Consider the following 22,964-nt stretch of genomic DNA (forward strand, 5'->3'; position numbering starts at 1 on the left):
GACGGGTGAAGATTAAGCGGTTTTTTGCCAAGGACATGCGAACGGCTCTGGCCGAGGTCAAGGAGACTCTCGGGCCTGACGCCGTCATCATGTCCAACAAAAAAGTCACCGGAGGGGTAGAGATAGTCGCCGCAGTCGATTATCAATCCCAGGTTCCGGGGCCCAAAGATGCGCCGGTTCGCCGTCAGCTGAACGATGAGAGCGTCAATATTTCGTCTGCCGCTCGGCAGATGATCCGTCCCGAGCCGACTCCGGCGAAGGAGCAGAACGAACATTATGCCGATACCCTGGCTGCCTTGCTGGCGCGCCAGCAGAAGCTCAAGCCGGGCAGTGCTGCGCCAATGGGCAACACCCAATCGGCCGGTCTGGCTGCTGCCAATGCCGCGCCCAGAACCTTGGCCGAACAGGGGCAGTGGGGCGCAGCCCCGGAACCTGCCAAGCCCAAGGCCAGGGTTGCCTCCGGCCAGCGTGCTCCTCAACCTGCCCAGCGGGATCAGGAGATGGAGGGGATGCGCAAGGAGATGGCCAGCATCCGCAAATTGCTGGAGCACCAGATTTCCGGTCTGATGTGGCAAGAGGTGGAGCGCCGCGAACCGATGCGGGCCCTGCTGATCAAGGAACTCAAAAAGCTCGGCTTTGACGATGCGTTTGCCGATCAACTGGCGGGCCTCATCCCCGAGGACATGTCCATCCATCAGGCCATGGCCCAGTTGGCCGAGGTGCTGACGGCCCAGCTCAAGATCAGCGAGGACGAGATTTTGCGTCAGGGTGGCGCGGTTGCGCTGCTTGGCCCGACCGGGGTGGGCAAAACCACTACCATCGCCAAGCTCGCGGCCCGTTTCGCCATGAAGTATGGCGCCGAGCAGGTGGCGCTGATCACCACCGATAACTACCGGATCGGTGCTCATGAACAGCTGCAGACCTATGGCCGCATCATGGGTTGCCCGGTACGCCAGGTGCGTGATGCCGAAGAGTTGGCCAATGCGCTTTATCAGTTCCGCCATCGTCGGCTGGTACTTATCGATACGGCCGGGGTGGGTCAGCGGGATATCCGCCTGACCGAGCAACTCGATACCCTGGTCAAAAATGCCAAGGTGCGGATCCGCAGTTATCTGGTGATGTCGGCGACCTCCCAGCGTCGGGTGATGCAGGAGGCGGTGGACCATTTCCGGCGTATTCCATTAAGCGGCTGCATACTTACCAAATTGGATGAAAGTCTGAATCTGGGCGAAGTGATTAACGTGTGTATCCAGAATGCTTTGCCCATTAGCTATATCACTGACGGACAAAGAGTTCCGGAAGATATTCAGGTTGCCAATGCGGCGCAGCTCGTCGGAGCGGCCATGGGCTCGCTGGAGCGAGAAACAGATGAGCCCTATTTCTGGGGCGCAGGCTTTGGCGAGGCCGAAGATTCGGAGTTTTATGAGTAACATGTATATGGATCAGGCGAGTGGTCTGCGCAAAATGCGTCAAAACAATCGAGTAAAAGTAATCGCCGTGTCCGGTGGCAAAGGTGGCGTGGGCAAAACCAACGTGACCCTGAACGTGGCCGGAGCCATGGCAGCCCAAGGCAAGCGGGTGATGGTACTGGATGCCGACCTGGGTCTGGCGAACGTCGACGTCATGCTGGGGCTGCGGGTTCATCGCAACCTCTCTCACGTGCTGGCCGGTGAATGCACCATCGACGACATCATCGTCGAAGGCCCCTACGGCATGATGATCGTGCCTGCGACCTCGGGCACCCAGTCGATGGTCGAGCTTTCGCCGGTGCAGCATGCCGAGCTTATCCGCGCCTTCAGCGAAATGAAGACTCAGGTCGACATTCTGATGGTGGATACGGCGGCGGGTATCTCCGACATGGTGCTGAGCTTCACCCGTGCCGCTCAGGACATCATGGTGGTGGTCTGTGACGAGCCAACCTCCATCACAGATGCTTACGCACTCATCAAGATCCTCTCCAAGGATCACGGCGTGTTCCGCTTCAAGGTGGTGGCCAATATGGTGCGCAGCCTGCGCGAAGGGCAGGAGCTCTTTGCCAAGCTGACCCGGGTCACGGATCGTTTCCTCGACACCTCGCTGGAACTGGTTGCCTGTGTGCCTTACGACACCAATCTGCGTGCGGCCGTGCGGAAGCAAAAACTGATTGTCGAGGCGTTTCCCAAGTCGCCGGCCGCGCTGGCGTTCCGTGCCCTTGCCAACAAGGCGGCGAGCTGGCCGGTTCCCAACCAGCCGGGTGGCCATTTGGAGTTTTTCCTGGAAAATTTGTTGCAGAAACCGGCCACAACACAGGAAGGTTCCCGTGAATAAAGCCCAAGCGTACTTGCGTCATCAGGATTCCTACGTGCTGGTGGAGCGTCATGCTCCCCTGGTCAAGCGGATTGCCCAGCATTTGTTGGCTCGCCTGCCCAGCAGTGTCTTGCTGGATGACCTGATCCAGGCAGGTATGATTGGGCTGCTTGAAGCCTCCCGTAACTTTGACGGCAGCAAGGGTGCCAGTTTCGAGACGTATGCCGGGATCCGCATCCGTGGCGCCATGCTGGATGAGATCCGGCGTGGTGACTGGGTACCCCGCTCAGTGCATCGCAACAGCCGGGCTATCGCAGAAGCGATCGAGAATGTCGAACAGGCTCATGGGCGTGACGCGCGAGATACCGAGGTCGCTGCCGAGATGGGAGTTTCCATCACCGACTACCACGTCATGTTGCAGGATGTCTCTTGCGGCAAAATTATAGGCATCGAGGATTTGGGTGTCAGTGAGGATGTCATCGGTAATCCCGATGATGCCCCTTCAGGCTCCGGATTCGATGAATTGGCTGCCGAGCGATTTCAAATTCAATTATCTGAGCAAATTGGTCGTTTACCAGAGAGAGAAGCTTTGGTTCTCTCTCTTTACTACGATGAAGAGCTGAATTTGCGCGAAATTGGCGAAGTTTTGAATGTGAGCGAGTCGCGTGTGAGTCAGATCCATAGTCAGGCGATGCACAGATTACGCGCTCGTTTGAGAGATTGGCATCTATAAGTGTTTGTACTGGCTACACTGAGATGAAACTCTAAGGCATAATTCGCACGACACAACCCGTTTTTAGCATCATGTAAGTGAGCCACTCTGGTGGCTATTTAGGAGGGAATTTTGGACAAGAACATGAAAATCCTCATTGTTGACGATTTTTCAACGATGCGCCGGATTATCAAGAACTTGCTGCGCGACTTGGGATTTAACAATACCCATGAGGCGGATGACGGCAATACAGCGCTGCCGATGCTGAAAAATGGTGATTTTCAGTTTGTGGTTACCGACTGGAACATGCCTGGCATGCAAGGTATCGACCTGCTTAAAGCTATTCGCGTCGATGACAAGCTCAAGCATCTGCCGGTACTGATGGTAACGGCTGAAGCCAAACGCGAGCAGATCATCGAGGCCGCGCAAGCTGGCGTCAACGGTTACATCGTCAAGCCCTTCACTGCAGCAACGCTCAAAGAAAAACTCGACAAAATTTTCGAACGAATTGGCTAAGGAGCTGCAGGGATGATGGCCAAAACGAGAGCAATGATTTCGCTCGACCAGGCAAGGATGCTTGTTGCTCATCTGGAGCAAAGCGAATTTGAGCTGGCCGATGAACTGCTTGCCGAAGTATGTGCCCCCAACGCAGCTGATCTGTTTGAAAAAGTAGGTAAGCTGACCCGACAACTGCATGATTCACTTCAAGAATTTCGCATTGACCCCCGCATTCCTGACTTGGCTACTCATGACATTCCCGATGCACGGGAACGTTTGAGCTACGTTATCGATATGACCGACAAGGCGGCCAATCGCACTATGGATGCGGTGGAAGCCAGTTTACCGATAGCGGATCGCCTGAATGACAATATCCAGCTGGTGATGCCGAACTGGAATGCCTTGATGTCCCGTGACATGAGCGTGGGACAGTTCAAAGCTTTATGTCACCAACTTGATGATTTTATTAAGGCTTCGGAGTCTGATGCCGATAAATTACGGCAACTGCTGACAGAAATCCTGATGGCGCAAGATTTTCAGGATTTGACAGGCCAGATGATCCGCAAGGTCATCAAGCTTGTTCAGGAAGTTGAAACAAAATTAATAGAAATGCTGACCATGTTTGGTGAGGCTTCTGCTGAGCATTCAACTCGTACTCTTCCTGTCAGCGGGATTGAAGCAGAAGGACCGATCATGAATCCGGAGGCTCGCGCCGATGTGGTTAATGGTCAGGATGATGTGGACGATCTGCTGTCTAGCCTGGGATTCTAATGGAGTGACGCATGGCCTTCGAAGTTGATGAAGACATACTGCAAGACTTTCTGGTCGAAGCATCCGAAATATTGGAACAGTTGTCTGAACAACTGGTCGACTTGGAAAAGCGGCCCGATGACAAGAACCTGTTGAACGCCATCTTTCGCGGTTTCCATACTGTGAAAGGGGGGGCAGGCTTCCTGTCGCTCGGTGAATTGGTTGATGTGTGTCACGGTGCGGAAAACGTGTTCGACATCTTGCGCAATGGCAAGCGAACCGTGACCGCCGAGCTGATGGATGTGATCCTGCAAGCGCTGGATGCCATCAATGTCATGTTCACCCAAGTTCAAAATCGCGAAGCGCCTAGCCCTGCGTCGGATGATTTGCTTCATGATCTCCATGAGCTGTGCAAGCCTGAAGGTGAAGAGCAGTTGCGTACTGCTACCAGCTCTGCAGGTGCCGCCGAGCCGGAACCTGTTGCGCCGATCGTCGAGGTTGCCCCCGAAATTGTCGAGCCCGTCATCGTTAACAGTGAGCCCGCGCCTGTCAATGGCGGTGGCTCTATAGATGAAATTTCTGCAGACGAATTCGAGCGTCTGCTGGATGAACTTCATGGCGTGGGTGGTACACCCACCAAAACGACAACAGCCCCTCCTGTTATTGGCGGCTCTGGTGATATTACCGATGATGAGTTTGAGGCCTTGCTGGATCAGCTTCATGGTCAGGGCCAGCACATGGGGGCGCCAGAGGTTAACCCCTTGAAGTCCGTGCAAAAAGAGGTGGACGAGCTTATCGATGATGATGAGTTTGAGCGTCTGCTTGATGAATTGCATGGTCGCGGCCAGGGGCCGCAGAGTACGATGGCACCTGCCGCACCTGCCGCACCTGCCGCACCTGCCGCGGTGACGACGCCCAAACCGGCAGCCCCTGTAGCGAAACCCGCACCGGCAGCACCGGCAAAACCCGCAGAAGCAGCCAAGGCACCCGCTCCCGCAGCCAAGGCCGCTCCAGCGCCAGCTGAAAGCAGTGCGGTACAGAGCGATACCACCGTTCGGGTGGATACCAAGACCCTCGATGTCATCATGAATATGGTGGGTGAGCTGGTACTGGTACGTAACCGCTTGGTTAGCCTTGGTATTGCCAGCAATGATGAAGAGATGTCAAAGGCGGTTGCCAATCTGGATGTGGTAACGGCTGACCTGCAAGGTGCGGTGATGAAAACCCGCATGCAGCCCATCAAGAAAGTGTTTGGTCGTTTCCCTCGCGTTGTGCGTGACCTGGCCAGGACCCTCAAGAAAGATATTGAGCTGGTGATGGTGGGCGAGGAGACCGATCTTGATAAAAACCTGGTGGAGGCGCTTGCCGATCCTCTTGTCCACCTCGTTCGCAACTCCTGCGATCACGGGGTAGAAATGCCGGATGTGCGGGAGAAAGCGGGTAAACCGCGGCAAGGGACGATTACCCTTAGCGCTTCCCAGCAAGGTGACCATATCCTGCTTTGCATCGAGGACGATGGCGCAGGGATGGACCCGGAGAAGCTCAAGTCCATCGCAATCAGTCGCGGTGTTCTGGATGCAGATACTGCCGCTCGCATGAGCGACAACGATGCCTATAACCTGATCTTTGCCCCGGGCTTTTCAACCAAGGCCGAGATCTCGGACATCTCAGGTCGTGGCGTCGGGATGGACGTGGTTAAAACAAGCATTGTCAGTCTTAATGGCTCGGTGCATATCGACTCCACCTGGGGGAAAGGTACCCGTCTCGAAATCAAGGTTCCGTTGACGCTGGCGATCCTGCCGACCCTGATGGTGGAAGTAGGCGAGCAGACCTTTGCATTGCCCCTTGGTTGCGTGAACGAAATTTTCCATCTGGATCTGAAAAAAGCCAACATGGTTGATGGCCAGCTCACCATCATTGTGCGCGAGAAGGCGATACCGCTCTTTTATTTGCATAAATGGTTGATCCGCGGCGCCAACAAGCGTTCTCGTCAGGATACCGGGCATGTGGTGATCGTGCAGATCGGCACTCAGCAAATCGGGTTTGTGGTAGACAGCCTGATTGGTCAGGAAGAGGTGGTGATCAAGCCACTCGATAACCTGCTGCAAGGTACGCCGGGGATGGCCGGAGCGACGATTACCAGCGATGGCGGGATTGCTCTTATTTTGGATGTGCCGAGTCTGCTCAAAGCATATGCGCGTAGACATTAATAGCTCAGGCCCAAGGAGTTAGAAAAATAACAATGGCAGTCAAGGTATTAGTTGTCGACGATTCGAGCTTCTTTCGCCGTCGGGTGAGTGAAATCATCAATCAGGATCCCATGCTGACGGTGATCGACACGGCCCAGAATGGACGTGAAGCGGTGGACAAGGCGATGTCGCTGCGCCCTGATGTGATCACCATGGACATCGAGATGCCCGTCATGGATGGCATCAGTGCGGTGCGCGAGATCATGGCCAAGTGTCCGACTCCCATTCTGATGTTCTCCTCCCTGACCCATGAAGGGGCCAAGGCGACGCTGGATGCACTGGACGCTGGAGCCCTCGACTTTTTGCCCAAGAAGTTTGAGGACATTGCCAGAGACAAGGACGAAGCGGTCAGATTGTTGCAACAGCGGGTGAAGGAGATCTCCCGCAAGCGTTTCCTGATGACACCTGCAGCCCGCCCCAAAGCACCTGAACCGGTTGCTCGTGCGCCACTGGGCAGCACTGCGCCCAGAGCGCCTGAGCGTCCGTCTGACCTGCAACGCACTGTGCCAAGTGCCTCATTCAAGCGCAGTGGCAAGACTTATCAGTTGGTGGCGATCGGTACTTCTACCGGTGGGCCGGTTGCGCTGCAAAATGTGCTGACCAAGTTGCCGGGGGATTTTCCCCATCCCATCCTGCTTATCCAGCATATGCCTGCCACCTTCACCGCCGCATTTGCCGCCCGTCTCAACGGGTTATGCCAGATTGGCGTCAAGGAGGCAGAAGATGGCGATGTGCTCAAACCGGGACATGCCTATCTGGCGCCTGGTGGTAAACAGATGCTGCTGGAAGGGCGTGGTGCAGGTGCCCGCATCCGCATCATTGATGGCAACGACAAGGTGAACTACAAGCCTTGTGTAGATATTACCTTTGCCTCGGCGGCCAAAACTTATGCCGACAAGGTGCTGGCGATTGTGTTGACCGGTATGGGCGCCGATGGCCGTGATGGTGCCAGACTGCTGAAAGAGCAAGGCTCTACCATCTGGGCTCAGGATGAAGCTTCCTGCGTGGTATATGGTATGCCCCAAGCGGTTGCCAAGGCAGGGATTGCCAGCGAATCACTTCCTCTGGACAAGGTGGCCCAGCGCATTCTGGTTGAGTTGGGGCGCTAATCATGGGCTTGCTCGGTCTGCTCCTGGCATTGGGGGCTATTGCTATTGCCCAGCTGTGGCATGGTGGCTCCCTGTTGACGCTGGTGGACGGGCCTGCTTTTCTGATCGTGCTGGGCGGTACTATCGGTGCCGTTACATTGCAGACTCCTGCCAAGTACATTCTGCTGGCGTTGCGCCAGCTGTTATGGATTTTTACCCCTCCCCGGCAAGATCTCTCGACGCAGGCTGAACGGCTGCAGTCGTGGGCCGTCTTTGCACGCCAGCAAGGGCTGCTGGCTCTTGAAAATCAGGCCGAGCAGGAGGAAGACAGCTTTACCCGCCAAGGGCTTGGCATGATTGTCGATGGGGTATCCACAGAGGATATCCGTATGCTGCTGGAAGCGGACATCGATATCGAGCAGGAGCGCAATGAACATGCCGCCAGGGTCTTTGAATCCATGGGAGGATACAGTCCGACCATCGGCATCATCGGTGCCGTGCTGGGCCTAATCCAGGCCATGTTTCATCTGGAAGATCCGTCAGCGCTGGGGGCAGGTATCGCAGTCGCATTTGTGGCAACCATCTATGGGGTGGGTTTTGCCAACCTCATTTATCTGCCGATCGCCAACCGGTTGCGTGCATTTCACTATCATTACGCACTCTTTCAGGAGATGACCCTGGAAGGGCTACTGGCCATCGCCCATGGTGAAAATGGTGTGCAGGTTGAGCGTCGGCTCAGGGCCTATTTGAAAGGAGAGTAGCCATGCGCAAGCGCTATCGGTTGCACTTGCAGGGTCGCGAGCATCTTGACCGTTGGCTGGTCTCTTATGCCGATTATATGACGCTGATCTTTGCTCTGTTCGTGGTGCTCTACTCCGTTGCTCTGGTGAATAAGGACAAATACCGTGCAGTGATCGATGGCATGAGTCAGGCGTTCAGTGTCATGCAACCCGGGAGCCATGGTTTGCTTGAGGGGCAGGGCAATTCCCTGCTGGATAATGCGGTCTCTGCATCCCCCTCGTTGCTGGAAAGCCCTGCGTCCCCTTCTCCTTCACTTGCTCCCATTTCTAGTGTGCCAGTGCTGCAAGATGGCACGACACTTGCGAAACTCGATATGCAGTTGCAACAGAGCATGGGCTCGCTGGTGGATGCCGGTATCGTCAAACTGACACAAGATGAGAACTGGCTGACGGTTGAACTCAGCTCCGGGTTGTTGTTTGGCAGCGGCAGCGCCTTTATGGGGCCAAATGCAGCACCGGTCATTAATACTCTTTCAAGTATTCTCAAACCGGTCGATAACTATGTAAGAGTTCGGGGTTATACCGATAACCAGCAGATAAATAATGAAATTTATCGTTCTAACTGGGCGCTTTCTGCCGCTCGGGCCGAGGCGGTACTCAATGGTTTGATCGCCGATGGTATTGCGCCCCAGCGTCTGGCGTTCGAGGCATATGGCGAGTTTTCCCCCTTTGCTGACAACGGCAGCGAGCAGGGCAGACTGCAGAATCGCAAGGTTGTGGTCGCTATCTCCAAATTTGCCTGGGTGCCGCCGGCGCCTGTGGTTGCAACGACCACTGTGGTTGCCGAGCCGGTTCCTGCGGTACAGCAAGCGGTGGATGCAGGAGAGATAAAGGTGATCACCTTGCCCGGTGGTGGCATACGCATAACAACAAGGCAGGATTGATACAGTGATTGTTTGGACGGTTGCCAACCAGAAAGGTGGAGTGGGTAAAACCACCACAGTGGTCTCGCTTGCCGGGATCCTGGCCCAGCGTGGCCAGCGGGTGCTGTTGATTGACACCGATCCCCATGCCTCGCTGACTGCATATCTTGATTTTGATTCCGATCGTCTGGATGGCACTCTCTATGAGCTGTTTCAGGCTGTCAAACCGACCGCCGAGCTTGTCAATAAACTGACGCTCAGAACCAAGTTTGAAAATATCCATTTGCTGCCTGCCTCAATTACCCTTGCGACCCTTGATCGGGTAATGGGTAATCGTGAGGGAATGGGATTGGTACTGAAGCGGGCACTGCTGCGCATTCAGGATCAATATGATTACGTGCTGATCGATTGCCCGCCGGTGCTGGGGGTGATGATGGTCAACGCGCTGGCTGCCTGCGATCGCATTCTGGTGCCTGTCCAGACCGAGTTTCTGGCCCTCAAGGGGTTGGAGCGGATGATGAAAACATTCGAGATCATGCAGCGTTCCAAGCGTGACAAGTTCCGTTATACCGTGATCCCGACCATGTTCGACAAGCGCACCCGTGCCTCTCTGATGACCTTGAAATCGATCAAGGATCAATACGGTGATTCGGTGTGGAATGCAGTGATCCCGATTGATACCAAGTTTCGGGATGCCAGCTTGCTGCATATCCCCCCGTCTATCTATTCTCCCGGGAGTCGCGGAACCTATGCATACGAAACGCTGCTCAACCATCTTGATGCCCTTGAGCGGCAACGGGTTCATGAGGTGACGCCATGAGAGATACCATTCAAGTCCGGGCGATGGATGACTATTTCCACTCCCTGCTGCTCGATGAGCCGCTGGTGTTGGATGAGGTGGAAGAGGTTCAATCTGCCCCGGTTCTGCAATTGCAACGTCAGCCCCAGAGCGTCCCCGACGTGGTGGCTGCACCTTACCTCGAAAGCGATCCACGGCTTGCCCAGCTCGGTGAGTTACTGGCGCAGGTAGGACAAGTCCAGTTTGAGAATGATGCTTTCACTCAGGAAGTGACACTCACGGCTCCGCTAGAAATCGTAGCGGAAGAGTCACTGTTGCCGGTTGAGCCGGAATGGCCAGCTGAAGTGCTGGCTCCCGAAGTTGCAGAGCCTCATACCACTATCCTGACCGAGACGGCGCTGGAGGTTGCTCCGGTAGAGGCCAGTGAACCTGTTGCCTGGGAAAATATCGATACCGGCAAAGAGTTTCAGGCCCTCTTTTTTGAAGTCGCTGGCGTGACGTTTGCGGTGCCGTTGACCGAGCTCGGTGGTATTCATCAGTTGGGTGAGATCACCTCCCTGTTTGGCCAGCCTGGCTGGTACAAGGGGATCATGACCTCCCGCGAGCAGAAGATGAATGTGGTCGATACGGCTCAATGGGTCATGCCGGGTCAGCATCTCGAGATGGATGATTACAAGTATCTGATTATGTTGGGTGAATCCCCTTGGGGGCTGGCGTGTCATCACCTGAAAGGGACCGAATTGTTACACCGTGATCAGGTGAAGTGGCGCCATCAGGAGGGCAAGCGCCCCTGGTTGGCTGGCATGGTCAAAGAAAAAATGTGTGCCCTGTTACATGTTCGCGAACTGCTCCTGTTGCTGGAGCGTGGGGTGAACATAGAAGGTCGCTGATAACTTCTGCAATCGAGCTGTTTTATTGCTAGTTTTAGCAGTAGACGTTTTCATAAAAGGAATAAAAACATGACAGAAAAGCGCAATATTGCACAGAATCTGGCCGAAGATGAAGTGCTGCAATGGGTAACCTTCCAACTGGAAAACGAAACCTACGGCATCAATGTGATGCAGGTTCAGGAGGTGTTGCGCTACACCGAAATTGCGCCGGTGCCGGGTGCGCCTGAGTACGTACTGGGGATCATCAACCTGCGCGGCAATGTGGTGACTGTCATCGATACCCGTTCCCGTTTCGGTCTGCCTTCCGGTGATGTGAGTGAAAACTCCCGCATTGTGATTATCGAGGCCGAGAAGCAGGTGATCGGCATCATGGTCGACAGCGTGGCAGAAGTGGTTTATCTGCGTTCTTCCGAGATCGATGCGGCACCAGCGGTCGGCACTGAAGAGAGCGCCAAGTTTATTCAAGGGGTGAGCAACCGCGATGGTCAACTGCTGATCCTGGTTGACTTGAACAAGCTGCTCTCTGATGAAGAGTGGGAAGATATCGGTTCCCTCTGATAAGTAAGGTGATGTTTTGATAATCGAGATGGTTGCCTTGGGGTTGTCCCTGATTGCCTTGGTGTTTGCCTTTTATATCTGGTTCAAGAGCAAGCGCAGCAAGCAGGAGTCCGAGGCCAGTGTGGCAACGCTGCAAGGTCAGCTGGAAAGCTTGCGCAAGCAGATGATGGAGCTGCATACCGGTGCCATTGGCATGGGGCAGCGTCTGCAGTCGGTTGAAGGGGCGATGCAGCAGGTCAATGATCGCCAGCAAGAGCTGACCCTGCAGGATCCCGAGCGCAGGCTCTACAGCCGAGCGGCCAAGATGGTCGAACTGGGCGCCGATCTTGATGAGGTTATGAGTGAGTGCGAGTTGCCAAAGGCAGAGGCCGAGCTCTTGATATCGTTGCGAAAAGGTCGCTCTTGATGATTCAGGAAGGCAATTGCCTTCCTGAATTTTATGGCGTGCAGCCGCTTGTCCCCCGACTGCGTTGAGCGGATGGTTTCTACCGCATTTTCTTTGTGATCCCGGTCGCCAGTCAGTTCAATTGTTGCATCTTTGAAAAGACGCATTCCAATACTGTGTTAAGATGCAGACCGCTTCATTTTCTCTGAAAAAATCCCCATGCTGCTTCAAGTTAACAATCTGAGCTGCGTGCGCGAAGATCGCACTCTGTTTGAACACCTCTCTTTCTCTGTTGCGCCCGGCGATCTGGTGCAAATTGAAGGCCCCAACGGTGTTGGCAAGACCAGTCTGTTGCGGTTGTTGACCGGGCTGTCGCAGCCGTTTGCCGGTGAGGTGTGCTGGAATGGGGAGAATATTCGTCACTGTCGTGATGAGTATCATGCCAATCTGCTCTATCTCGGTCATCAGCCCGGTGTCAAAGCGGCGCTGACACCTTTTGAAAACCTGAAGTTCTACCAGCAGTTGCATCACCCGCAGCAAACAGAGACTGACTTGTGGCAGATATTGGCCCGGGTAGGGCTGGCCGGGTTTGAAGAGAACCCGACCGGGCAACTCTCTGCCGGCCAGCAACGTCGTGTGGCCCTGGCCAGACTCTGGCTGTCACAGAAACCTGCGCTCTGGATCCTCGATGAGCCCTTTACTGCCATCGACAAGCAGGGGGTCAAGGTGCTCGAGCAGCTCTTTCTGGCCCACGCCGAGCGGGGCGGCATGGTGATCCTCACCACCCATCAGGATCTGACCATGATGCAGGGACGGCTGAAGAGTATCTCGTTGACCCCCTTCGCTTCGACATTGCAGGAGTAACGCCATGTTGCGCGCTGTTATGCACCTTATTCACCGTGAACTACTGATGGCCCTGCGCCAGCGTTCCGATATTCTCAATCCGCTCTGGTTTTTCCTCATCGTCATCACTCTGTTTCCGTTAGGCATTGGCCCGGAGCCCAAGCTGCTGGCCCGTATTGCCCCGGGGATTATCTGGGTGGCGGCGCTATTGGCGGCCATGCTGTCGCTGGAGCGGCTGTTTCGCGACGATTTTGCCGATGGCGCGCTGGAGCAGATGATGCTGATGCCGCACCCGCTGGGTTTGCTGGCGCTGGCGAAAGTGGTCGCTCACTGGCTGCTGACCGGCTTGCCGCTGCTGCTGATCTCTCCCTTGCTGGCGATTTTGCTGTCGCTGGATATGAACACCTATCTGGCCGTCGTCGCGACGCTGGCACTTGGCACTCCTGTATTGAGCCTGCTCGGCGCGGTCGGTGTCGCGTTGACGGTGGGGCTGCGCAAAGGCGGGGTATTGCTCAGTCTGCTGATCCTGCCGCTCTATATTCCGGTACTGATTTTTGCCACCTCAGCCATCGATGCCGCGGGGATGAGCTTGCCCTATGGCGGGCAGCTTGCGATTCTGGCCGCCATGCTGGTGGGGGCTTTGACGCTGACGCCGCTGGCTGTGTCGGCGGCGTTGCGGGTCAGCCTCAACTGATGGCTGTGTGCTGAACCGGATTTGGCTCCGAACGGAGTCTTTTTGCAAAAAATAATGTTGCGATGGATCAAGGAGAGCGCCGCTTATTGCTTTCGGGGTATTTGATGCTGCCCCGTGGTCGGTATGGTAGGCCTCGCCAAACGATTAATAACAAAAAGGTTTTGTGAGCTATGTGGAAATGGTTGCACCCTTATGCCAAACCGGAGCGGGCCTATCAGCTGGCAGGCACGCTGTTGCCCTGGTTTGCGGTGATTAGTCTGCTCTCGTTTGTGATCGGTACTGTCTGGGGCCTCGCGTTTGCGCCAGCGGATTACCAGCAGGGAGATTCGTTTCGGATCATCTATATCCACGTGCCTTCCGCCATTCTCTCCATGGGGGCCTACTCCACCATGGCGGTAGCGGCCTTTATCGGCCTAGTGTGGCAACTGCGGATGGCGGACATGACGGTTGCAGCCATTGCCCCGGTTGGCGCCGTCTTTACCTTTATCGCCCTCTTTACCGGAGCCGCCTGGGGCAAGCCGATGTGGGGAACCTGGTGGGTGTGGGATGCACGGCTCACCTCTGAACTGATCCTGCTGTTTCTCTACCTCGGCGTGATAGCCCTCTACAACGCCTTCAGCGACAAGGTGGTTGCTGGCCGTGCCGCTGGCATTCTGGCGCTGGTGGGGGTGATCAACCTGCCCATCATTCACTACTCGGTGGAGTGGTGGAACACCCTGCATCAGGGGGCTACCATCACCAAATTTGACAAACCGTCCATTTCACCCGAGATGCTCTGGCCGCTGCTGATCATGATCCTGGCGTTTGCCGCGTTTCTCGGGGCCCTGACCCTGATGCGTTTTCGCAATGAACTCCTGATGCGGGAGTGGCACCGTCCCTGGGTCAAAGAGATTGCAGAGCAGGAGAAGTAAGCATGCACTTTGCCTCTTTCAGTGATTTTATGGCGATGGGCGGTTACGCCTTCTATGTCTGGCTCTCATTTGGTCTGACGCTGGTGTGTCTGGTCGGCATCATCATTTCTACCCGCATGAAAACCCGCAGCCTGCTCGGCGAGTTGCGCAGCAAACAGGCGCGTGAGGCCCGTCGCAAGGCGGCCCGGCAGATGGAGAACACCCTATGAACCCGAGACGCAAAAAACGCCTCACCATCATTCTGGCCATCACCCTGGGTCTGGCGACCGTCAGCGGGCTGGTACTCTACGCCCTCAGTCAGAATATCGACCTCTTCTACACCCCGAGCGAGCTGGTGGAGGGGAAGGGGCCGGACAAGATCAAGCCGGAAGAGGGGCAGCGCCTGCGCATCGGTGGATTGGTGGTGCCGGGATCGGTGCAGCGGGATCCCCAGAGCCTCAAGGTGGCCTTCAAGCTGGTGGATAACGGCGGTCATCTGGTGACGGTCGAGTTTGACGGCATCCTGCCGGACTTGTTCCGTGAAGGGCAGGGGATTGTTGCCCAGGGCACCCTCAAGGATGCCACGACCGTAGAGGCGTTCGAGGTGCTGGCCAAGCACGATGAGAACTACATGCCGCCGGAAGTGGCCGATGCCACCAACGGCATGCACTTCAAGCCGGAGTACTCCGAGGCGCAGTTGAAGGGAGCCAAGCAGTGATCCCTGTGGTGGTTGCCTTTTTCGCTTTGCCTGCCGTGCGTGATGCGGCTGTTGTCACCGTTCAATTGAAAGGAATGCCTTCATGATCCCGGAATTAGGTCAGTTTGCGCTGATCCTGGCCTTTGCCACCGCCCTGCTGCTGGGCAGCTACCCGCTGCTTGGCGCCAGTTGGGGGCGTCTTGGCATGATGTCGGCGGCCCGTCCGCTCGCCTATGCCCAGTTCTTGTTGCTGCTGCTGTCGTTTCTCTGCCTGACCTGGGCCTTTATCGATAACGACTTCACCGTGCAATATGTGGCCACTAACTCCAACAGCCTGCTGCCGCTGGCCTATCGCATCTCGGCGGTGTGGGGTGCCCACGAAGGTTCCCTGCTGCTGTGGGTACTGACCCTGGGTGGCTGGACTGCGGCGGTAGCCATGTTCAGTCGCCGTCTGCCGCTCGATGCTGTCGCGCGGGTACTCGGCGTGTTGGGGCTGATCTCGGTCGGCTTCACCGCGTTCGTGCTGTTCACCTCCGATCCCTTCACCCGCACCTTGCCCTATTTCCCGGTCGATGGCCGTGACCTCAATCCGCTGTTGCAGGATCCGGGTCTCATCTTCCATCCGCCGATGCTCTACATGGGTTATGTGGGCTTTTCGGTGGCGTTTGCCTTCGCCATTGCCTCGCTGATGACCGGTCGTCTCGATGCGACCTGGGCCCGCTGGTCGCGCCCCTGGACCATGGCGGCCTGGGTATTCCTGACTCTCGGCATCGTGCTCGGCTCCTGGTGGGCCTACTACGAGCTCGGTTGGGGGGGCTGGTGGTTCTGGGATCCGGTAGAAAATGCCTCGTTTATGCCCTGGCTGGCGGGTACCGCCCTGCTGCACTCGCTGGCGGTGAGCGAGAAGCGTGCCACCTTCAAGGCGTGGACCGTGCTGTTGGCCCTCTCTGCCTTCTCGCTGAGCCTGCTCGGTACCTTCCTGGTGCGCTCCGGCGTGCTGGTGTCGGTGCATGCGTTTGCCTCCGATCCGACCCGCGGTCTGTTTATTCTCGGTTTCCTGCTGGCGGTGATCGGCTCATCCTTGCTGCTGTTTGCCTTTAAAGGCTCGCAGGTGAAGAGCCACGGCAAACACGAGCTGTGGAGTCGCGAGACCCTGCTGCTTTGCAACAACATCATGCTGGTGGCGGGTCTGCTGACCGTGCTGCTTGGCACCTTGTTGCCGCTGGTGCACAAGGAGCTGGGGCTGGGGAGCATCTCTATCGGTACTCCCTTCTTTAACCACATCTACAGCTGGCTGATCATCCCGTTTGCCCTGCTGCTGGGGATTGGTCCGCTGTTTCGCTGGCGTCGTCAGGATCTGGGGGAACTCAAAAGCAAGGTGCTCGTTGCACTGGTGCTGAGTCTGGCCGCTGCCTTGCTGTTGCCGCTGCTCTTTGCCGGAACTTTCAAGCCGTGGGCGGCGGTAGGGATTGGGCTGGGGGCCTGGATTATCGTCACCAGCGTGCAGGAGACCTGGGCGCGAGCGACCCACAAGCACAGCTTTGCAGTCGGTGTGCGCAAGCTTGGCAACAGCCACTGGGCCATGATTCTTGGCCATGTGGGGCTGGCAGTCAGCATCATTGGTATCGCCTGCACCCAGAATTACAGCATCGAGAAGGATCTGCGGATGCAGGCGGGTGATCGGGTGCACTTTGCCGATTACGAGTTCGTCTTTGCCGGGATCAAAGAGAAGAACGGCCCCAACTATGATGGCTTCAAGGGCGTGCTGGAAGTGCACAAGAATGGCAAGCAGGTCGCCCTGCTCAAGCCCGAGAAGCGGATGTACAAGGTGACCCGGATGCCGATGACCGAAGCAGCCATCGATGCCGGTATCACCCGTGATCTCTATGCGGCGCTGGGGGAACAGCTCGACAACGGGGCCTGGGCAGTGCGGATCTACTACAAGCCGTTTGTGCGCTGGATCTGGTTCGGCGGCGTCTTTATGGCCATCGGTGGCGTGCTGGCGATGCTCGACAAGCGTTACCGTTTCGGCCGTCGTGAGGAGGAGGCCAAGGCATGAACAAAAAGACCTGGTTGTTTTTAATCCCCTTTATCGTCTTTTTGCTGGGGGCTGTATTCCTGTTCAAAGGGCTCTACTCCGATCCCACCAAGCTTGAGTCCGTGATGGTGGGCAAAGAGGTGCCGGTGTTCACTCTGCAGGACATTTACGATCTGAACAGACAGCACGATCGCAGTATCCTGACCGGTCGCCCCATGCTGCTCAACGTCTGGGCTACCTGGTGCCCGACCTGCTATGGCGAGCACACCTACCTCAAACAGCTGGCAGGGCAGGGTATTCCCATCATCGGCATGAACTACAAGGATGAGCGCGACAAGGCAATCAAATGGCTGGCGGAGCTGGGCAACCCCTATCAGGTCAACCTCTATGATCCGGACGGCATGCTGGGACTGGATCTCGGGGTATATGGCGCGCCGGAAACCTTCTTTATCGACAGCAAGGGGATCATCCGGTATCGCCACGTGGGGGATATCAACCCCGAGAACTGGGCGTCGACCCTCAAACCCATCTTTGATGCCATGAAGTGAGGGGAGTCCTGATGAGAGTATTGATTGCTTCCCTGCTGCTGTTGCTGGGATGGGTGGTGCAAGCACCCGCCATGGCCGCTATCGATGTCTACACCTTCGACAACGACAATCAGGAGCAGGTCTTTCGCGAACTGACCAAGGAGCTGCGCTGCCCCAAGTGCCAGAACCAGGATATCGCCGACTCCAATGCGGGGTTGGCCAAGGACTTGCGCGACAAGACCTACCAGATGGTGCGCGAGGGCAAGGATAAAGAGGAGATCGTGGATTATATGGTGGCCCGCTACGGCAACTTTATCCTCTATAACCCGCCCCTGATGGCTTCCACCCTGATCCTCTGGCTCGGCCCGCTGCTGGTGATCCTGATCGGTGGTGCTGTGGTCGTGATGCGCAGCCGCCGGGTCCCTGCGGTGAAAAAACAACTGGATAACGCCCTGAGCGAGGAGGAGCAGCGCCGACTGGCCGAGCTGCTCAAAGAGGAAGAGAAACAATGACCGCTTTTTGGATAGTGATTGCGGGCTTGCTGGTGCTGGTGAGTCTGGCGCTCGTCGTGCCGCTGTGGCGTGGTGAAGGCAAACAGAGCATCAGTCGCTCGGCGCTCAACAAACAGCTCTATCGCCAGCGGCTGCTGGAGATTGGTGAAGAGCGTGACCAGGGTGTCTTGGCCGAGGAGTCCGATTCGCTGGTCGAGCTGCAACGAAGCCTCTTGGATGATATTCCCGATGTGGAGCAGACCGCCCGCAGTGGCAAGAGTCTGATCTGGATCCCGGGTGTGCTGGTGCTGGTGGTGGTGAGTCTGGGGCTCTACTACAAGCTGGGCTCCTGGCAAGAGGTGAGTCGCTGGCAAGATGCCAGCAGCCGTCTTGGCGAGCTGAGCAACCGCATTCTGGTGGAGCGCGACGCCCAGGTGACCGAGCAGGATCTGCTGGACTTCACCCTGGCACTGCGTACCCGCCTCAAGGATGAACCGAATGACTACCGCGGCTGGTTGCTGCTGGGGCGTTTGGCGCTGGATGGCAATGATCCCGAAATGGCCAGCGAGGCGCTGGAGCGGGCCTACACACTTGCTCCCCAGAAATCGCTGGTGGCGGTGCCCTACGCGCAGGCGCTGATGATGACGGGGGATGAGGCGCAAGCGGATGCCCTGTTGCAGGCTGCTATCGCTCAGGATCCGGACAATATCGAAGCGCGCTCCGTCTATGCCTTTATGGCGCTGCAAAAAGAGGACTTCCAGACCGCGCTGGATCGCTGGCAGGCGATGTTGCCACTGATGGAGAAAGGTACCCCCCGTTACGTGATGGTCGAGCGCTCCATGGAGTATGCCCGTGCGCAGCTCAAGCAGCGAGGCATCGAGGTGACGAATTCAGGCGCAGTCAAAGCGGGCGCAATTGAAGAGCAACCGCTCGCGGTGAAGGAGGGGGAATTCCCCATCCACGTCACGTTGGCGGCGGGCATTCAGCTGCCGGAAGATGCCCATCTCTTCGTCTTTGCCGTGGTGCCCAATGGGCCGCCAATGCCCATCGCCGTGAAGCGTATCGCAGGGCCAACCCTGCCTGTTACCCTGTCACTCGGGGATGGCGATGCCATGATGGAAGGCAGCAAGCTGGCGGCCTATCCGGAGCTGCAGTTCAAGGCGCGTCTCTCGCGCGGTGGCAATGTGATGAACAAGGAAGGAGCCTTCGAAGGAGTATCCGTGCCGGTCAAGACGGCCGAGATCCCTGCTGCTCCGATTGACATCCGCATCGATCACGCCCTCTAATATGCCTTTGGATAACCCGGCCCCTGGATGGGGGCCGGGTTATCTATACTTCTGATAAATCAAAATAAAACGTCAGGACAATCATATGTATCTTCGTTCAGGGGCCATACTGGCAGCCCTCTTGCTGGCTGGCTGTGCCGGTGGTCCACCCAAGCCTGGCCCAGAGAGTCTGGATCTCAATCCCGGCATGAATAATCCGGGCGCCACCAGTACGGCGGTCGATCCCCGTGACCCTTTCCAGGGGGCCAACCGGGCCATGTGGGCGATCAACTATGATGTGCTGGAGCCCTATGTGGCACGTCCTGTGGTACATGCCTATGCCCGTTATATTCCGGTGGGGGTGAAGGATGGCATTTCCAACTTTGTTGCCAACTTTGATGAACCGAGCAGCATGGTGAACCATCTGATCATCGGTGATTTGAAAGGGGCCGGCACCAACCTAGGACGCTTTACCCTCAACACCACGGTCGGTCTGCTGGGTATCTTCGATGTGGCCAAACATGCTGGCTTCGAGCGTAGCAAACTGGAGATGGATACCGTGCTGGGCAGGGCCGATATCGGTGACGGTGCCTACATCATGGTGCCTGTTTACGGCCCGACCACCACCCGGGAGCTGGTTGGTGACACCATTGATACCATCTATTTCCCCTATGCCTTGCTGACAATTCCGCTAAGGGTTACCCATTGGGTACTGGATGGCTTGGGCACACGTGCCAAGCTGATCGATCAGGAGCGGATCATCGACAACTCCCTCGACCCCTATGCGCTAACCAAGGACTTCTACCTGCAATATAACCAGGGCAAGGTGACGGGCAAGCAGACCGAGTTGAAAGCGTCTCAGCAAGAGCAGGCCGACGATGCCAATCTAGATGAATACATGGACGAGCTGGACCAGTAAGCGGATCTCGATATGTAAAAGGCGCCTGCGGGCGCCTTATTCATTTCCGCAGCCATCTAGATATAAAAAAACGCCCCGCAGTGCGGGGCGTTTTGGCAAGCGAGTCTGATTAGGCAGCCAGGTTCTTGGCCACGAATTCCCAGTTCACCAGGGTCCAGAAGGTTTCCATGTACTTCGGACGCAGGTTGCGGAAATCGATGTAGTAGGCGTGCTCCCACAGGTCAACGGTCAGCAGAGGGGTGGTACCGGCTTCAGTCAGCGGGCAACCGGCGTTGGAGGTGTTGACGATGGCCAGAGAGCCGTCAGCTTTCTTCACCAGCCAAGTCCAGCTGGAGCCGAAGTTGCCGATGGCAGATTTGGTGAAGGCATCTTTGAACTCGGCGAAGGAGCCGAATGCTTTGTTGATGGCATCAGCCAGGGCGCCAGTCGGCTCGCCACCGCCATTCGGGGAGAGGCAGTGCCAGTAGAAGGTGTGGTTCCAGATCTGGGCGGCGTTGTTGAAGATGCCGCCGTTGGAGGTCTTGATGATCTCTTCCAGAGACTTGCCTTCAAACTCGGTACCCGGCACCAGATTGTTCAGGTTGACCACGTAGGTGTTGTGGTGCTTGCCGTGGTGATATTCCAGAGTTTCCTGGGAGATGTGCGGTTCCAGAGCGTTGATTGCATAGGGCAGAGCGGGAAGTTCGAATGCCATTTTCTACTCTCCATTGGCTGGACCGTGCGAAGGCGACGGTTGCAAGACATTGCGTACTCTTTTCTATATGTGAAAAGAGTTGTTTTTAAAATGATGGGGCTGGGTAGCCCAAAGCCAAGGGATTGTAGCAGTATCAAAGATGGCCTAACAACTCTTGATTGGCGCCATGATCGTGATCAAGCCTGAGTGGGTTCTTTGCGCAATTCTAACCGGGTCACCCCTTTGTCAGTTTGTGCTCGGGCAAGATTGCAGTAGAATGGCCGCCGAAATCGCTCTAGTGAGGCACCTATGGAAACTATTGAAAAGATTAAGCAGCAGCTGGCTGACAACCCCATCATCATCTACATGAAGGGCTCCCCCAAGCTACCCAGCTGTGGCTTCTCTGCCCAGGCCTCCCAGGCTCTGATGTCCTGCGGCGAGCCGTTTGCATACGTTGATATTCTGCAAAATCCGGATATCCGCGCCGAATTGCCAAAATTCGCCAACTGGCCGACCTTCCCCCAGCTGTGGGTTGAGGGTGAGCTGATCGGCGGCTGTGACATCATGATCGAGATGTTCCAGGCTGGCGAGTTGCAGACCCTGATCAAGGAAACTGCCGCCAAGTACAAGCAGGATGACGCCGCCGCAGAATAAGCGGGTGTTCACATCGCTGAAAAGGGAGCCATTTAGGCTCCCTTTTTTATTTGCCAACTACCCGAGCGGTGCAAACATCATGAGCGGGATATCTGTGCTCATAGGGAGCGGAAGGACAGAGCAGTTTGTGCATTAATAAATCTAATCTTTAACACTTTGTTTGGTAGTTGTTAATTATATAATTTCAATATGATTGATTATATTTTCTAATCCATTGGGATTCGAGTGTTGCCGTTGTCACATTTTTTGATAATTTCACAATGAGCTAGTCTCTTTGCATGTTTTTTTGTGTTGATGCTCACATTAATTGCAGATGATAAAACCTAGTATCGCTGCGCCTAGTGAAATAAAACCCTACAAATTAATAAATAAAAAGAGATTTGCGATGAAGATGTATAGCAATCTGCCCATTGGTCTTCATGATATTACTGAAGCCAAAAAAAGACTGACCAATCATATATACAAGACCGCGCAACTACCCTCAAATTACATCAGTGAACGTTGTCATGGCGAGGTTTACCTCAAGCTGGAAAACATGCAACGTACCGGATCGTTTAAAATCCGTGGTGCCTTCAACAAACTCAGTTCATTAAGTCTTGAAGACCGGCAAAAAGGTGTTGTCGCCTGCTCGGCCGGCAACCATGCTCAAGGTGTATCACTCTCCAGTGCCATGCTTGGCATCGATGCCAAGGTCGTCATGCCCTGCTGCGCCCCCAAATCTAAAATTGCCGCCACCAGTGATTATTCAGCGGAAGTGATCCTCCACGGCAATAGCTTCAACGATACCATCGCTAAAGTCAGTGAAATAGTTGAAATGGAAGGTCGGGTATTTATTCCTCCCTTCGATGACGAAAAAGTGATTGCTGGCCAGGGAACGATTGGTCTGGAAATTATCGAAGATTTATATGATGTCGATAATATCATAGTGCCGATTGGTGGCGGTGGTTTGATTGCTGGCGTTGCCATGGCTATCAAATCCATCAATCCGACCATCAAGGTCATCGGTGTGCAATCCGAAAATGTGCACGGCATGGCGGCCTCTTTCTATGCCGGTACCATGACCAATCACAGAACCAGCAGCACGCTGGCAGATGGTTGTGATGTGGCAAGACCCGGTTCGCTGACCTTCGAAATCGTCAAGCAATTGGTTGACGATATTGTGCTGGTTACCGAGGACGATATTCGCCACAGCATGGTCGACATGATCCAGCGTAATAAAATTATTACGGAAGGGGCGGGTGCACTTGCCTCTGCAGCACTGCTCAGCGGCAAGCTGAAACATTATGTAGAAGGTAAAAAGACCGTCAGCATTATTTCTGGTGGCAACATCGATCTGACCCGAATTGCTGAAATTATCGAACAGAACAATATTCGTCAATTTAGCCTGTAAGGAAT

26 protein-coding genes are annotated in these 22,964 nt (G+C 55.7%); 25 read left to right on the plus strand and 1 reads right to left on the minus strand.

What is annotated here, in order from left to right:
• Positions 1–5: 5 nt before the first annotated feature.
• The 23 genes from flhF (at position 6) to BSP75_RS01565 (ending at position 20,242) form a co-directional block, all read left to right on the plus strand.
• Positions 6–1,430, plus strand: a complete 1,425-nt coding sequence (flhF, locus tag BSP75_RS01455) for a flagellar biosynthesis protein FlhF (RefSeq protein ID WP_075111979.1) — start codon at positions 6–8, stop codon at positions 1,428–1,430.
• A gap of 1 nt (position 1,431) precedes the next feature.
• A complete protein-coding gene (locus BSP75_RS01460; RefSeq protein WP_042011658.1) occupies positions 1,432–2,307 on the plus strand; it encodes a MinD/ParA family protein in 876 nt (291 codons plus the stop codon).
• Positions 2,300–3,019 carry an RNA polymerase sigma factor FliA gene (locus BSP75_RS01465; RefSeq protein WP_075111981.1) on the plus strand — a complete coding sequence of 240 codons (720 nt, stop codon included), beginning with the start codon at positions 2,300–2,302 and terminating at the stop codon, positions 3,017–3,019. Before BSP75_RS01460 ends, BSP75_RS01465 begins: the two co-directional genes overlap by 8 nt.
• Before the next feature lie 111 nt (positions 3,020–3,130).
• Positions 3,131–3,514: a chemotaxis response regulator CheY gene (cheY, locus tag BSP75_RS01470; protein WP_010634617.1), complete on the plus strand. Its 384-nt coding sequence runs from the start codon at positions 3,131–3,133 to the stop codon at positions 3,512–3,514.
• Positions 3,515–3,526: 12 nt separating this feature from the next.
• Entirely contained in the window at positions 3,527–4,267 is a 741-nt protein-coding gene (locus tag BSP75_RS01475) for a protein phosphatase CheZ (RefSeq protein WP_075111982.1), read from the plus strand.
• 11 nt (positions 4,268–4,278) lie between these two features.
• On the plus strand, positions 4,279–6,456 hold the full coding sequence (locus BSP75_RS01480; RefSeq protein WP_075111983.1) for a chemotaxis protein CheA: 2,178 nt from the start codon (positions 4,279–4,281) through the stop codon (positions 6,454–6,456).
• Between the two features lie 32 nt (positions 6,457–6,488).
• Complete coding sequence (locus BSP75_RS01485; RefSeq protein WP_075111984.1) at positions 6,489–7,604, plus strand: chemotaxis response regulator protein-glutamate methylesterase; 1,116 nt, start codon at positions 6,489–6,491, stop codon at positions 7,602–7,604.
• Between the two features lie 2 nt (positions 7,605–7,606).
• The gene (locus BSP75_RS01490) at positions 7,607–8,344 is read left to right on the plus strand and encodes a flagellar motor protein (RefSeq protein WP_075111985.1); all 738 of its coding nucleotides are present in this window, start codon (positions 7,607–7,609) and stop codon (positions 8,342–8,344) included.
• A 2-nt stretch (positions 8,345–8,346) separates the two neighbouring features.
• Positions 8,347–9,267 (plus strand): flagellar motor protein MotB, encoded by a 921-nt coding sequence (locus tag BSP75_RS01495; protein WP_075111986.1) that lies wholly within the window; start codon positions 8,347–8,349, stop codon positions 9,265–9,267.
• A 4-nt stretch (positions 9,268–9,271) separates the two neighbouring features.
• The gene (locus tag BSP75_RS01500; protein WP_042060512.1) at positions 9,272–10,066 is read left to right on the plus strand and encodes a ParA family protein; all 795 of its coding nucleotides are present in this window, start codon (positions 9,272–9,274) and stop codon (positions 10,064–10,066) included.
• Positions 10,063–10,935 (plus strand): chemotaxis protein CheW, encoded by an 873-nt coding sequence (locus BSP75_RS01505; RefSeq protein WP_075111987.1) that lies wholly within the window; start codon positions 10,063–10,065, stop codon positions 10,933–10,935. The genes BSP75_RS01500 and BSP75_RS01505 overlap by 4 nt, the downstream gene beginning before the upstream one ends.
• A 69-nt stretch (positions 10,936–11,004) precedes the next feature.
• The gene (locus tag BSP75_RS01510; RefSeq protein WP_005298836.1) at positions 11,005–11,493 is read left to right on the plus strand and encodes a chemotaxis protein CheW; all 489 of its coding nucleotides are present in this window, start codon (positions 11,005–11,007) and stop codon (positions 11,491–11,493) included.
• Positions 11,494–11,521: 28 nt separating this feature from the next.
• A complete protein-coding gene (locus tag BSP75_RS01515) occupies positions 11,522–11,899 on the plus strand; it encodes a DUF2802 domain-containing protein (protein ID WP_075111999.1) in 378 nt (125 codons plus the stop codon).
• A gap of 198 nt (positions 11,900–12,097) precedes the next feature.
• A complete protein-coding gene (gene ccmA / locus BSP75_RS01520) occupies positions 12,098–12,742 on the plus strand; it encodes a cytochrome c biogenesis heme-transporting ATPase CcmA (protein WP_042060507.1) in 645 nt (214 codons plus the stop codon).
• 4 nt (positions 12,743–12,746) lie between these two features.
• Positions 12,747–13,415 carry a heme exporter protein CcmB gene (gene ccmB, locus BSP75_RS01525; protein ID WP_005353658.1) on the plus strand — a complete coding sequence of 223 codons (669 nt, stop codon included), beginning with the start codon at positions 12,747–12,749 and terminating at the stop codon, positions 13,413–13,415.
• A 170-nt stretch (positions 13,416–13,585) separates the two neighbouring features.
• Entirely contained in the window at positions 13,586–14,326 is a 741-nt protein-coding gene (locus BSP75_RS01530) for a heme ABC transporter permease (RefSeq protein WP_005334687.1), read from the plus strand.
• A gap of 2 nt (positions 14,327–14,328) precedes the next feature.
• Positions 14,329–14,535 (plus strand): heme exporter protein CcmD, encoded by a 207-nt coding sequence (gene ccmD / locus BSP75_RS01535; protein ID WP_042658720.1) that lies wholly within the window; start codon positions 14,329–14,331, stop codon positions 14,533–14,535.
• Entirely contained in the window at positions 14,532–15,023 is a 492-nt protein-coding gene (ccmE, locus tag BSP75_RS01540; protein WP_042658721.1) for a cytochrome c maturation protein CcmE, read from the plus strand. The genes ccmD and ccmE overlap by 4 nt, the downstream gene beginning before the upstream one ends.
• An 82-nt stretch (positions 15,024–15,105) precedes the next feature.
• Positions 15,106–17,061 carry a heme lyase CcmF/NrfE family subunit gene (locus tag BSP75_RS01545; protein WP_075111988.1) on the plus strand — a complete coding sequence of 652 codons (1,956 nt, stop codon included), beginning with the start codon at positions 15,106–15,108 and terminating at the stop codon, positions 17,059–17,061.
• Entirely contained in the window at positions 17,058–17,588 is a 531-nt protein-coding gene (locus tag BSP75_RS01550; RefSeq protein WP_058052852.1) for a DsbE family thiol:disulfide interchange protein, read from the plus strand. The genes BSP75_RS01545 and BSP75_RS01550 overlap by 4 nt, the downstream gene beginning before the upstream one ends.
• 11 nt (positions 17,589–17,599) lie before the next feature.
• Complete coding sequence (locus BSP75_RS01555) at positions 17,600–18,079, plus strand: cytochrome c-type biogenesis protein (RefSeq protein ID WP_075111989.1); 480 nt, start codon at positions 17,600–17,602, stop codon at positions 18,077–18,079.
• Positions 18,076–19,344, plus strand: a complete 1,269-nt coding sequence (gene ccmI / locus BSP75_RS01560) for a c-type cytochrome biogenesis protein CcmI (RefSeq protein WP_075111990.1) — start codon at positions 18,076–18,078, stop codon at positions 19,342–19,344. The genes BSP75_RS01555 and ccmI overlap by 4 nt, the downstream gene beginning before the upstream one ends.
• 85 nt (positions 19,345–19,429) lie before the next feature.
• Entirely contained in the window at positions 19,430–20,242 is an 813-nt protein-coding gene (locus BSP75_RS01565) for a VacJ family lipoprotein (RefSeq protein WP_075111991.1), read from the plus strand.
• A 109-nt stretch (positions 20,243–20,351) separates the two neighbouring features.
• Here the strand turns inward: BSP75_RS01565 and sodB are convergent, their stop codons facing one another.
• Positions 20,352–20,936, minus strand: coding sequence for a superoxide dismutase [Fe] (gene sodB / locus BSP75_RS01570; RefSeq protein WP_075111992.1), 585 nt, complete (start codon positions 20,934–20,936; stop codon positions 20,352–20,354).
• Between the two features lie 288 nt (positions 20,937–21,224).
• On the opposite strand from sodB, the gene BSP75_RS01575 reads away from it, so the two are divergent.
• Positions 21,225–21,569, plus strand: coding sequence for a Grx4 family monothiol glutaredoxin (locus tag BSP75_RS01575; RefSeq protein WP_042658726.1), 345 nt, complete (start codon positions 21,225–21,227; stop codon positions 21,567–21,569).
• A 385-nt stretch (positions 21,570–21,954) separates the two neighbouring features.
• The gene (tdcB, locus tag BSP75_RS01580) at positions 21,955–22,959 is read left to right on the plus strand and encodes a bifunctional threonine ammonia-lyase/L-serine ammonia-lyase TdcB (protein WP_042656214.1); all 1,005 of its coding nucleotides are present in this window, start codon (positions 21,955–21,957) and stop codon (positions 22,957–22,959) included.
• The last annotated feature ends 5 nt before the right edge of the window (positions 22,960–22,964 follow it).

Source organism: Aeromonas sp. YN13HZO-058, from assembly GCF_001921245.1.
In the GTDB taxonomy this organism is placed as follows: domain Bacteria; phylum Pseudomonadota; class Gammaproteobacteria; order Enterobacterales; family Aeromonadaceae; genus Aeromonas; species Aeromonas allosaccharophila.

Coding starts and splice junctions, on each gene's coding strand:
- BSP75_RS01460 (WP_042011658.1), top strand. CDS start 1,432: ATGTATATGGATCAGGCGAGTGGTCTGCGCAAAATGCGTCAAAACAAT.
- BSP75_RS01475 (WP_075111982.1), top strand. CDS start 3,527: ATGATGGCCAAAACGAGAGCAATGATTTCGCTCGACCAGGCAAGGATG.
- BSP75_RS01480 (WP_075111983.1), top strand. CDS start 4,279: ATGGCCTTCGAAGTTGATGAAGACATACTGCAAGACTTTCTGGTCGAA.
- BSP75_RS01485 (WP_075111984.1), top strand. CDS start 6,489: ATGGCAGTCAAGGTATTAGTTGTCGACGATTCGAGCTTCTTTCGCCGT.
- BSP75_RS01490 (WP_075111985.1), top strand. CDS start 7,607: ATGGGCTTGCTCGGTCTGCTCCTGGCATTGGGGGCTATTGCTATTGCC.
- BSP75_RS01495 (WP_075111986.1), top strand. CDS start 8,347: ATGCGCAAGCGCTATCGGTTGCACTTGCAGGGTCGCGAGCATCTTGAC.
- BSP75_RS01505 (WP_075111987.1), top strand. CDS start 10,063: ATGAGAGATACCATTCAAGTCCGGGCGATGGATGACTATTTCCACTCC.
- BSP75_RS01510 (WP_005298836.1), top strand. CDS start 11,005: ATGACAGAAAAGCGCAATATTGCACAGAATCTGGCCGAAGATGAAGTG.
- BSP75_RS01515 (WP_075111999.1), top strand. CDS start 11,522: ATGGTTGCCTTGGGGTTGTCCCTGATTGCCTTGGTGTTTGCCTTTTAT.
- ccmA (WP_042060507.1), top strand. CDS start 12,098: ATGCTGCTTCAAGTTAACAATCTGAGCTGCGTGCGCGAAGATCGCACT.
- ccmB (WP_005353658.1), top strand. CDS start 12,747: ATGTTGCGCGCTGTTATGCACCTTATTCACCGTGAACTACTGATGGCC.
- BSP75_RS01530 (WP_005334687.1), top strand. CDS start 13,586: ATGTGGAAATGGTTGCACCCTTATGCCAAACCGGAGCGGGCCTATCAG.
- ccmD (WP_042658720.1), top strand. CDS start 14,329: ATGCACTTTGCCTCTTTCAGTGATTTTATGGCGATGGGCGGTTACGCC.
- ccmE (WP_042658721.1), top strand. CDS start 14,532: ATGAACCCGAGACGCAAAAAACGCCTCACCATCATTCTGGCCATCACC.
- BSP75_RS01545 (WP_075111988.1), top strand. CDS start 15,106: ATGATCCCGGAATTAGGTCAGTTTGCGCTGATCCTGGCCTTTGCCACC.
- BSP75_RS01550 (WP_058052852.1), top strand. CDS start 17,058: ATGAACAAAAAGACCTGGTTGTTTTTAATCCCCTTTATCGTCTTTTTG.
- BSP75_RS01555 (WP_075111989.1), top strand. CDS start 17,600: ATGAGAGTATTGATTGCTTCCCTGCTGCTGTTGCTGGGATGGGTGGTG.
- ccmI (WP_075111990.1), top strand. CDS start 18,076: ATGACCGCTTTTTGGATAGTGATTGCGGGCTTGCTGGTGCTGGTGAGT.
- BSP75_RS01565 (WP_075111991.1), top strand. CDS start 19,430: ATGTATCTTCGTTCAGGGGCCATACTGGCAGCCCTCTTGCTGGCTGGC.
- sodB (WP_075111992.1), bottom strand. CDS start 20,936: ATGGCATTCGAACTTCCCGCTCTGCCCTATGCAATCAACGCTCTGGAA.
- BSP75_RS01575 (WP_042658726.1), top strand. CDS start 21,225: ATGGAAACTATTGAAAAGATTAAGCAGCAGCTGGCTGACAACCCCATC.
- tdcB (WP_042656214.1), top strand. CDS start 21,955: ATGAAGATGTATAGCAATCTGCCCATTGGTCTTCATGATATTACTGAA.